Source organism: Methylocystis sp. (assembly GCF_050246715.1).
Taxonomy (GTDB): Bacteria; Pseudomonadota; Alphaproteobacteria; order Rhizobiales; family Beijerinckiaceae; genus Methylocystis.
Window position 1 is genome coordinate 1 of sequence record NZ_JBFWVN010000082.1, and the last position, 8,757, is coordinate 8,757.

The 8,757-nt window shown below is 59.7% G+C and carries 14 protein-coding genes; 6 read left to right on the forward strand and 8 right to left on the reverse strand.

Going from position 1 to position 8,757, the window contains the following annotated elements:
• From AB7I51_RS16755 to AB7I51_RS16770, 4 genes are all read right to left on the reverse strand, one after another.
• On the reverse strand, positions 1-743 hold a 743-nt coding region (locus AB7I51_RS16755), incomplete at its 3' end, for an ISL3 family transposase (protein ID WP_428406337.1).
• A 304-nt stretch (positions 744-1,047) separates the two neighbouring features.
• Positions 1,048-1,554 (reverse strand): hypothetical protein, encoded by a 507-nt coding sequence (locus AB7I51_RS16760; RefSeq protein WP_428406338.1) that lies wholly within the window; start codon positions 1,552-1,554, stop codon positions 1,048-1,050.
• 70 nt (positions 1,555-1,624) lie between these two features.
• Positions 1,625-1,921, reverse strand: coding sequence for a helix-turn-helix domain-containing protein (locus tag AB7I51_RS16765; RefSeq protein WP_428406350.1), 297 nt, complete (start codon positions 1,919-1,921; stop codon positions 1,625-1,627).
• Positions 1,922-2,143: 222 nt separating this feature from the next.
• Positions 2,144-2,407, reverse strand: a complete 264-nt coding sequence (locus tag AB7I51_RS16770; protein WP_428406339.1) for a hypothetical protein — start codon at positions 2,405-2,407, stop codon at positions 2,144-2,146.
• A 413-nt stretch (positions 2,408-2,820) separates the two neighbouring features.
• Here AB7I51_RS16770 and AB7I51_RS16775 point away from each other — a divergent pair, with 413 nt between their 5' ends.
• From AB7I51_RS16775 to AB7I51_RS16790, 4 genes are all read left to right on the forward strand, one after another.
• Complete coding sequence (locus AB7I51_RS16775; RefSeq protein ID WP_428406340.1) at positions 2,821-3,303, forward strand: hypothetical protein; 483 nt, start codon at positions 2,821-2,823, stop codon at positions 3,301-3,303.
• A complete protein-coding gene (locus AB7I51_RS16780) occupies positions 3,300-3,728 on the forward strand; it encodes a hypothetical protein (RefSeq protein WP_428406341.1) in 429 nt (142 codons plus the stop codon). The genes AB7I51_RS16775 and AB7I51_RS16780 overlap by 4 nt, the downstream gene beginning before the upstream one ends.
• Before the next feature lie 47 nt (positions 3,729-3,775).
• Positions 3,776-4,246 carry a BRO-N domain-containing protein gene (locus AB7I51_RS16785; RefSeq protein ID WP_428406342.1) on the forward strand — a complete coding sequence of 157 codons (471 nt, stop codon included), beginning with the start codon at positions 3,776-3,778 and terminating at the stop codon, positions 4,244-4,246.
• Positions 4,247-4,498: 252 nt separating this feature from the next.
• Positions 4,499-4,777: a hypothetical protein gene (locus tag AB7I51_RS16790; protein WP_428406343.1), complete on the forward strand. Its 279-nt coding sequence runs from the start codon at positions 4,499-4,501 to the stop codon at positions 4,775-4,777.
• A 3-nt stretch (positions 4,778-4,780) separates the two neighbouring features.
• On the opposite strand, the gene AB7I51_RS16795 is transcribed toward AB7I51_RS16790, so the two are convergent.
• Positions 4,781-5,389 (reverse strand): SGNH/GDSL hydrolase family protein, encoded by a 609-nt coding sequence (locus AB7I51_RS16795; protein WP_428406344.1) that lies wholly within the window; start codon positions 5,387-5,389, stop codon positions 4,781-4,783.
• Between the two features lie 318 nt (positions 5,390-5,707).
• Here AB7I51_RS16795 and smbP point away from each other — a divergent pair, with 318 nt between their 5' ends.
• Entirely contained in the window at positions 5,708-6,046 is a 339-nt protein-coding gene (gene smbP, locus AB7I51_RS16800; RefSeq protein WP_428406345.1) for a small metal-binding protein SmbP, read from the forward strand.
• A gap of 210 nt (positions 6,047-6,256) precedes the next feature.
• Here the strand turns inward: smbP and AB7I51_RS16805 are convergent, their stop codons facing one another.
• The 3 genes from AB7I51_RS16805 to AB7I51_RS16815 form a co-directional block, all read right to left on the reverse strand.
• A complete protein-coding gene (locus AB7I51_RS16805; protein ID WP_428406346.1) occupies positions 6,257-6,487 on the reverse strand; it encodes a hypothetical protein in 231 nt (76 codons plus the stop codon).
• A gap of 104 nt (positions 6,488-6,591) precedes the next feature.
• Complete coding sequence (locus AB7I51_RS16810; RefSeq protein ID WP_428406347.1) at positions 6,592-7,197, reverse strand: hypothetical protein; 606 nt, start codon at positions 7,195-7,197, stop codon at positions 6,592-6,594.
• 37 nt (positions 7,198-7,234) lie between these two features.
• Positions 7,235-7,519, reverse strand: a complete 285-nt coding sequence (locus AB7I51_RS16815; RefSeq protein ID WP_428406348.1) for a hypothetical protein — start codon at positions 7,517-7,519, stop codon at positions 7,235-7,237.
• A gap of 347 nt (positions 7,520-7,866) precedes the next feature.
• Here AB7I51_RS16815 and AB7I51_RS16820 point away from each other — a divergent pair, with 347 nt between their 5' ends.
• Positions 7,867-8,322, forward strand: a complete 456-nt coding sequence (locus tag AB7I51_RS16820) for a helix-turn-helix domain-containing protein (protein WP_428406349.1) — start codon at positions 7,867-7,869, stop codon at positions 8,320-8,322.
• Positions 8,323-8,757 lie beyond the last annotated feature (435 nt).

The window sequence follows — 8,757 nt, forward strand, 5'->3', positions numbered from 1 at the left end:
ACGGCGTCAAGGAAAGCGCGGCTGGCGTTCTCCATCAAATGCCAGCGATCAGCGACCTGTGTCGCCTGTGGCAGCGCCCTGGCGGCGGCGAGCGCATAGCCGCCGCCGCGATCGCGCGCCACAATCTCGATCTGCGGCTGACCCGCCAACCATGCCTGCGCGGTCGCCGGCTCCCTGTCGGGGAGAAGCCGGATGGGACGACGCCGTTCGAGATCGCAAATAATTGTGCCGTAACGCTGGTTACGCCTCCACGCCCAATCATCAATCCCGACCACGGTCGGCGGCGGGATCGGCGGACAGCGGCGCCGGCGAACGACCCGCAACAATGTGTCATTGCTGACCGGCAGCATCAAACGCCGCGCAAAGCTCGCCGCCGGCCGCCCTCCCAGCGCAAGTCCAAGATGGTGGACAAGGCAATCGAGCCGCGCAGTGCGACGAGCTCTGGGCGCCAGAACATCGGCATTGAACCGCTCGGCGAAAATAGCGCGGCGACAAGACGCGGCGTCGCAGCGAAAACGCCGCGCGACGACGACAAGCCGAACCTGCCGACCTGCTAACGGAAGATCGGCCAAACTTCGATGATAATGACTATGGACACGCGTGGCGATCGCGCTGCAGTCCAGGCATCGACCCGTCTTACTCGTGGGGCGAACAGTGATGACAATCATCGCGCCATCATCGGCGGCGCTCTCAACATGAAAACCACGCGGCACAAAATCCGAAGGTCGTAGCGTGCGAGCCATGGCGTTGATTCCTTTTCGAAACCAACGCAAATCGGCGCCCCAACTTCATCAAAAATGAGTCAGAGCCCTTATTCCATGCAAATTCACACCCCTTTTGGCGCGGCTAGGGCGGCGAGATTGCCTATAACTCTGGTCTCGTCGCCCGACTCCAAAACAAAAACGCCCCGCCGTTACATCCACGGTCGGGGCGCTCTCGGGCGGCTTGGGGGCCACTTTTATCTTTGCAATTTACGTGCGGACTCCGGGGGAATGCAACCAGACTGCCTCCGTTCTCCGCGATGAACTCGACGCCGGTGCGAGCCGACTAGGGTTTGCTCACATCCCGGACGGGGCGCTTTTCCGGAGGGTAATGACCGCCTGGATCGTTAACCCATACAACCGTGATACCGGCGCGTTCTGCATATGCGAGCGCTTGGAGGAAGGCGTCGGTAGGAGGCAGGCGCTCAGGGAAGGCAGTAGGATCTGGGTTCTGGCCAAACACATTGACGTTGACGTAGGCGAACACAGCAGGATCAGCGGTCGCGTCTCGGCGGATGTGGACCTCCACCACGGGGCCGTTCGGCAGGGCGCTGCGATGTTCAACGATCCGCGTCATGTGCCTGCGTTCCATTTCAGATTCAGGCCCGCCAACGAAAATGACCCCGGCAGCTTCAAGGGCGACTTGGATAGACGCCACTGCTCCCGCGGAAAGCTGTCGACGTTCGCCCTCAAAATCTTCAATCGTCGAAACGTTCAAACAAGCCATTTCAGCCAGTTTTTCTTGTGTGATTCTTAGCAGGGCGCGAGCGTCGCGAGATTGTGCGGGAGTCATTGGTCGCGCGTCCCTCTTCAATTTTTGACGGTCCGTCCTTCGCCCTCACCTGACAGTCTCGACGCTCACCCTATTCGTCATTCTCCGCACTCAGGTCCTCAACGGCGATGGTCGGCGCGGACTGTTCAGTCTCGCGCAGGCGCACGCCCGGACCCCCTCCATTCCGCTCGATGAACTCGACTCCGGCCGCCTCTAAGGCAGCGCGAAGATCGTCCAATGTGCGCGGATATGGTTGTCGCTTTCCCGCTTCAAAATTGGCGATTGTTGCTTTCGCCACCTTCGACGCATCGGCCAATTGGTCCTGAGACCAGCCAATTAGAGCGCGTCCCGCCCTCAGTTGCCCCGGCGAAAGAGACATTATCAGCATAACCTTACATTTTTGATATTGACCATTCGGCCGACATAGCCTTATATCAAAAGTGCAACGTTCATTCAATGCACGCCGACGCGGAAACCACCGTTTCCGCGAACGGGAGAGGCTTGTCCAATGTCTTGGAAGATCGCCGCCGAACTTTTTGCTGCTCACGCCGCTTGGCGTCCTTTGGTGCGCATGGATCGCGCATGACCTCCGCGCGATCGTGGCGATGCTTCACTCGGAGCGCCGGCCGTGACGCTCGTCGAACTCCCCTCTCGCCGACCCGGGCCGCGTCTCTTCGTCGAGCCCGAGCCCGGCTTTCAGCGCCGCGTAGAGCGTGCGCTGAAAGCCTTGGGCGACCTTCCAGACGACCTTGACCTCCCGGGGCTCGACGATCTTGCCGACGCATTGATTGCGCTCGCCGACGAGATCGAGGGCGACGCGGACCTTGAGGACGAAGAAGCGGCAGAGGTCGAGGCGCTTCCGCTGCTCGCGCACGCAGGGCTCTTGCGGCCGACGTAGCGCGCAGGAAACCGCCGAAAGGCGACCAGAGGGGCGGCGCCAGGAGCCTTGCGTAAACCATCTCCGGCACGCGCCGCCCCTCACTCAATCTCGGCGCTCTCGCACGCGTGCGCGCGCCTCTCGCTGGTTGGTTTCATGACAGCGGCGGCGAGAGGGCAAGGTCTACCGTTGGGCCTCTCCACAGACCATGCGCGGCCGAAAGCAGGGGGCGCGGAGAGCGGGGCGACGCCAGCCTCGAAAGCAGCCTGCAACCGCACGGCGGCGCTTCCACGTGCGGGCCTTAAGCGACGGGCGGCTCCGATGAGCAAGCAAAGATCGCGGAGGGCATGCGGACGGCCTCGCATACTGCGGGGCTGTCTCGCCTATGCCCTTCGCTCGGGGACTCTCCAATGAGCAATCGGGGAAATCTTACAAACAAACAGAACGGTTGGGCTCCAGTGACTCTCGATTGTGACCCAGCGAACGCCTTCGACCGCTTCCTTGCAGCGTTCCCGCAGCGTCCCGAGGGCCACGACGCCGAGGCTGCGCGTGATGCGTGGCGCGGCGCTATAGCGCGCGCCGACGCCGAGACGATTATCGCCGGCGCAGTTGCCTATGCGCGAACCACAGAGGGCCGTCCCGCCCGCTACGTCATGAGCGCGCAGAGATGGCTCAGAGAGGCGCGTTGGCGCAAGTTTCCGCGCCAAGACACCAACGTAGCGTCCTCACTCATTTGGATCGCCTACGGCTCTCATGCGTGGCGCGCTTGGGCCGCCTTCTACACACAGACGAAAGGGAAGACGCCGCCCATCGACCGACGCGGCGGCTGGCGCTTCCCTGCACAATTCCCGCCCGCGATGGACGCGGCGGAATATGAGGAGAGAAGACCGTGAAGACGAACAAAACCGAAGCCTGCCCTGTTGCCGCGCTTGCCGATGAAGCCGAACGCTTGGTTGACGCATATGCCGCTGTTGAGGACGCATCCGAGAGTGACGAAAAGGTTGAGCGCTATATACCGGCGCTATCCGATTTTCTGGACTCGATAGTCGATCACGCCAGTCGCGAGCGCGCGACCTCCGCGAAGGGTGCGCTGTTTCAAGTCGCGATCGCTTCGCGCTTTGTTGAAATCTTAGAGAGCGACGCCCTCGATAACAGTTCGGAAGAGAAAATACGCCGGGCCATTCAACGCACGCTTCGTTCGGTTGCGCACTATATCGAATCGACTGGCGGCATCCGCCTCAAAGACTCATGCGCTCGTCACTTCTTCGTTCCTTCGGAGCTAGAAGACATCAACGCTGCTCTGGCGCTTGCGGATTAACGGCGCCCGATCCGGCCGGCGTTTCGGCGCCGGCCGATCGTCCTCGAATGCAAATCACGCCCTTCCTATTCGAGAACGCGAAACTTATTCGATCCGTCGATCAAGACGCCGCGCCGTGGTTTGTCGCCGAGGACGTTTGCGAGGCGCTGGGGCTCGGACATGCAGAAGGCGCCCTGCGTAAACTCGATCCAGAGGAAAAGGGTGCTACGTCAATTAGCACCCCCGGCGGCCCGCAAGAGATGCTTATCATCTCCGAGTCCGGCCTTTATGCCCTCGTCCTCCGTTGCCGCGATGCGATGACGCCCGGGTCGACCGCGCATCGCTTCCGCAAGTGGGTCACGTCCGAAGTCCTGCCGTCTATCCGCAAGACCGGCGGCTATGGGGCTTCGACCTCGAAAGACGACATTCGCGAGGTTGTGCGAGAAATCTTCTCCGCCTTAGTCGACTGCGCATTGCTTCGCCGGGCGAGACGATTCGCCGCAAAACGGCGAGGCGCGCGTCTGCTAAAAGTCCAGTGAGCGAGCACAGTTAGCGGCGCCACTACCTACCCCGGTTAAAGGCGTGCGCTGAGTGACGGGGCTGGCCCTCCTGGGTCGGCCCCGTTTCCCGTTTGCCAAGGCTCCTTTCCAATGGGTTTGGCCTTCATCCTGCGGGTCAGTTCCGGCCCTGCCTTCCACGTCCGCAGTCATGCTTGCCACGGGGCGCCTCGGCTCTAGTTGCGCGGTGTCGCCTTGATCAATTCGACAGCAGCAATCCTTGCCCGCGGCTGCATGGCTGTGGGCTTTTTTCAGCTTCGCGCCGAGCGTCGCGCCGGCGAGCCGCTCAAGGATTTGCAGAAGGCAGTCGGCAATCAGCACTCAAAATCTGCTTCTCCCCAACGTGGGGAAAAGCACACGAAGGGCGAGCAAATCGCCTCGCTCGGCGTCTCGAAGAAACACGCCGAGAACTGGCAGAAGCTCGCGTCCGTCCCGCAAGAAATCTTCGACGGCGAGCTGAAGCGCTCGCAAAACGCCGGCTCGCCGGTGAATACGAGGGAACGCCAATTCTAGTTTTCAAACGAAGAAACGCCAATTGCTCAACTTCTCCCGAAGAGCCGCAATCCACACTGCATTGGCGCGTGGCGTGAAATGCACCCCGTCGTCGCTCATCTCTGCGCGGCGCACGCCATTGAACGAGACATATGGATTGAGGTCCAACACCTCTATGCCTCGCTCTCTGCAAAGATCCACCATCATTGCGTTCGCTGTATCTATGAGCGGCGCTACTTCTCGCTGGGCAATATAAGGCATCAAGGTGAAGATCGCGGAAGCGCCCGGATCGACGACCTGCAACACGTCGCGGAAGTCGCGTTCGATGTCTCGAATTGGAGCGGCGGCGCCGAGAAGATCGTTAAGACCTCCGTCGATGATGAAGCGCCGCGCGCAATTTCGTTGCGCGCGCTCCAACTGCCCGGCGATTTCCGCGAGCCGCGCGCCGCCCTTGGCAAGGTTTATCACTTTGAACGGGTGATACGACAGCGTGTGGAATGGGCAGCCGGCCGCGAGACTATCGCCGACGACGGCGATGCTGGCTACAGCGGGTCCTAGAGCGACCGCCGCTGCTACTGACTCGATCGCGCCGAGAAAAAGGCGTCGCGTGGGAGCGGCGATATTCGATCTCATACAAATCCTTGTCGCAAGGACGCATCGCTCGCGACGATAGGCATCCAGCTCCTAGCCAAGTCTGAGCGGTATCCAATGAGAAAGCGGGCATGATGAGGTCGGAATATGGCAATCTATTTCGAATACGAGCCGATCAGGCGCGGGCTCGTTAATCGCTTCTCGAGCGCCGACGCCAAGGCGGGTCGCGCAGACGATCGCAAGAGCGCTGACGGCGGAAGCTGCCGCGCGTTCATGACGCTCCAATCGACACCGGCAAATTGTCGGTTATGATCCTTCGTCCATTCCCGCAAAGAGAATGGCGTTAGGGAGGATTTTTCAATGAACCGCAGGATTTTAGTGCTCTCCATTGGCCTAAGCGCCGCCGCCTTATTTGCGCCGCGCATCGCATTGGCCGAGGACCATTTGGCCGAGGCGATCAGCCACACAAAGGAAGCGATTGATGAAGGCAAGCAAGGTCATGCAGATAAGCTAGTGACGCATGCCCAGGCCGCCCTCAAACATGCCGAAGCGGCTGAGAAGGCGAAGAAGAACGAGCACACGAAGGAAGGAATTACGCACCTGAAGGCGTCGATTGCGGAAGGAAAGAAAAAGGACGCTTCAGCCGCGACCGGACACGCTGAAGAGGCGTTGACGCATCTGCAAGCGGCTCAGCAATAGCCCACACGAATAAAAACGCCCCGCCGTTACATCCACGGTCGGGGCGTTCGCGTGGGGCGCGCTTGCTCAATTTTTACGACAACGCTGCGTGAATGACAAATGCCGGGCCATAGAAGCCCGTGGGCGCGTTTCATGGCCGGGCCGCTCATCGCAGCGCAATCCGCGAAACGCGCGCCACGGGCCGCCGCTGGTTCGGCTACCCTAGTGGCTTTAAGGCGCTTCCCGCCTCTCTATGGCCCACGGCGGAGGTGCCTGGTCGGGATAGCGCTCGAATCCCCCGTTTCGGATTCCGTAGGCCCGCGAGCCATGCGGGCCGTGCGTTTCGACATAGCCGTTGTCGCACGAAACAACTGATTGACCGGCATAGTTGCCATATCGGCAGTCGCCCGCGAACGCCGGCGTCGTGGCAACCGCGATGATGGCGATGATAACCCGCGCCATTTCCGTCCTCGTCCATCTCGGCGATCTCCTCAAGAACTGGCGGCGACGGGCGTAGTAAACCCGCCGCCGCCATGAGCCTACTTCCACCCCCGGCGTCGGTTCTTTTACTCTGCCGCGCGCCGAGGCGTGATTGACGACTCGCGGACGATGGCGTTTTCGACGACTTGCATTGCAGCAATGGCTTCGTCGTAGGACTTCTCGAGCACGCCGATTTGATTCAGTGCGTCACCAAAGCGAGCGGTGACCGCGCTGTCGACTGTGGCGTCCCAAACTTCCTTCGGAAGCCCTGTGAGGTAGTAGCGAGCGCCGAGCACGGCTTCGAGGATCTGCTCATCTCCGGATCGTAGCCATTCCATCTTCTCAGGCGTCGGAAGCCCTCGAAACCACTGTCGCACCTCTTGCTTGCGTGTCTCCGGAAGTGCATCCGAATTCAGAACGCGGTCGCGAAGAACTTTCCGTTGATTCATCGCCGATGCGCGTCCTTCCTCGGCGCGCTTCCGCAGCTGTGCCAGGTGCGCCAAAGGCCCGGCCGTCAGCTTCGCGCCGATCTCGATATCCTGCCTCTCTCGACTCAGCCGCGAGTTAGAGCGGACCGCGGAAATGATTTCGATCGCCGTGGTCTGGCACCCGAAGGCGGTCGGAATGTCCAGTCGCAAGTGCTCCGGCGCGCCTTTCGGCAAGCGTGTCACGAAATTGTCGGCGTTGCTCATGGCTCGAATCCCTCCGTTTGGTTCATCGCGGGTTTCCCTAGGCGTCTATTCGCTTTGGAAGCGGTCGCCCGTAAAAATCGGTAATGATCGCGGGGCGGACGGGCGAAACTTTTGCCTTGACCGCTGCGCCCGCGATCGCGTTGGCGATATCATCGTGACCATTGCGAGGGTGGTCGATCGAATCGCGCCCGCCGCGGGCGGTGCGTCTTTCCAGCGAGCAAATCTGCGAAACGGCGCGTTTATGATCAAGCAGCTCAACGCGGGCGCCGTTCAGGATAGGCAAGAGTTCGCGGTATAGCTCTGACTTCGTCCGTTCGCTCACGGCATAGTAGAATCCGCGATTGCTAAACCGCTCTTGGACGAATTCGCTGCCCCAGCGATCGCCGGTTACGCGGTGGATTCCATATCGGCGCAACGTTTCGCAAAATTCGGCGACGACGGCACGGTCGTAGTCGGCAATCTGCTCGAGCCCGCGGAACGCGGCTTCGACGGCCAGTCATCGATCAGCCAAGGTCAAAGTCTTTCAGGTAGGAAAGCGAACACACTTCGATATGAAAAGCAGACATACTTAAAACTCCCACGTTTATCCCACTACTTAATTGCTATTTATAAGTATGCATCAATGAATAAGTCACTGATGCACACATTAATACATAAGAAAGGAAAATTATGACCAAGCGCCCTGTCGACGAAACTGTTGTTGCACGCAAGGCAATCTCCCCACCTCATGCCGATACTGCTCTTTGCAAATTCTTGACCAAGCAGATTGCAGCGCTGTCCGGCGTCAAAAGCCAGAGGGAGATCGCTGCGGAGGTTGGCTATGATCGGTCTAACATAATTTCGATGATCAAAAACGGAGACACAGCGCTGCCACTCGACAAGGTCCCTGCGTTTGCAAAAGCACTAGACGTTGATCCAAAGCACCTCTTCCGATTAGCGCTTGAACAGAACCACCCTGAGATCGCGCGCGTAGCCCATGAGATTTTTGGCAATGTCGTAACCGACAATGAAATGGCGCTCGTCAGGATGTTTCGCGAAGTTACTGGCGATCGCGATTTGAAGCCGGAGGCCGTATTACTCAAGTCGATTGAAGACGCCTTCAAAATGAAACGACGGCTTGGGTGACGCCGCGCGTCACTGAAAGCCCCCAACGGGGAATCAAACGAGTCCGGCGTCGGCGGAAATTCTAGCCACGCGAGACTGCTTCACGAAGTCCTAGAAGGGGACGCTGTCCAGTATGGGGATGCAGCCTGTGCCCGGTGATTTTCCATTCAGCACACCTACCGCCTGTCCACGCCGTGTTCGATTTTTTTGGCGTGCTTCAGCGGCGCGACACCGATGAAAGGCGTTAAGATTAATTAAGCATATCGGCCGATGGTGTTCATTTTTCCCATAGCGAGGGAAGAGATCATTGCCAAAAAGATTGGACATGTAAACTAGGGCCTGTCATCAATTGAGGTATTGATCCTCACATAACCCTCCAGATTCCCAAGATTGGTTTTGCGTGATTCATAGGCGGTCGGCTGAATCGGAGGGGCCGACCGATGGCGCGTCGTCATT

Coding starts and splice junctions, on each gene's coding strand:
- AB7I51_RS16795 (WP_428406344.1), bottom strand. CDS start 5,389: ATGAGATCGAATATCGCCGCTCCCACGCGACGCCTTTTTCTCGGCGCG.
- AB7I51_RS16820 (WP_428406349.1), top strand. CDS start 7,867: ATGACCAAGCGCCCTGTCGACGAAACTGTTGTTGCACGCAAGGCAATC.
- AB7I51_RS16810 (WP_428406347.1), bottom strand. CDS start 7,197: ATGAGCAACGCCGACAATTTCGTGACACGCTTGCCGAAAGGCGCGCCG.
- AB7I51_RS16760 (WP_428406338.1), bottom strand. CDS start 1,554: ATGACTCCCGCACAATCTCGCGACGCTCGCGCCCTGCTAAGAATCACA.
- smbP (WP_428406345.1), top strand. CDS start 5,708: ATGAACCGCAGGATTTTAGTGCTCTCCATTGGCCTAAGCGCCGCCGCC.
- AB7I51_RS16775 (WP_428406340.1), top strand. CDS start 2,821: ATGAGCAATCGGGGAAATCTTACAAACAAACAGAACGGTTGGGCTCCA.
- AB7I51_RS16790 (WP_428406343.1), top strand. CDS start 4,499: ATGGCTGTGGGCTTTTTTCAGCTTCGCGCCGAGCGTCGCGCCGGCGAG.
- AB7I51_RS16805 (WP_428406346.1), bottom strand. CDS start 6,487: ATGGCGCGGGTTATCATCGCCATCATCGCGGTTGCCACGACGCCGGCG.
- AB7I51_RS16785 (WP_428406342.1), top strand. CDS start 3,776: ATGCAAATCACGCCCTTCCTATTCGAGAACGCGAAACTTATTCGATCC.
- AB7I51_RS16765 (WP_428406350.1), bottom strand. CDS start 1,921: ATGCTGATAATGTCTCTTTCGCCGGGGCAACTGAGGGCGGGACGCGCT.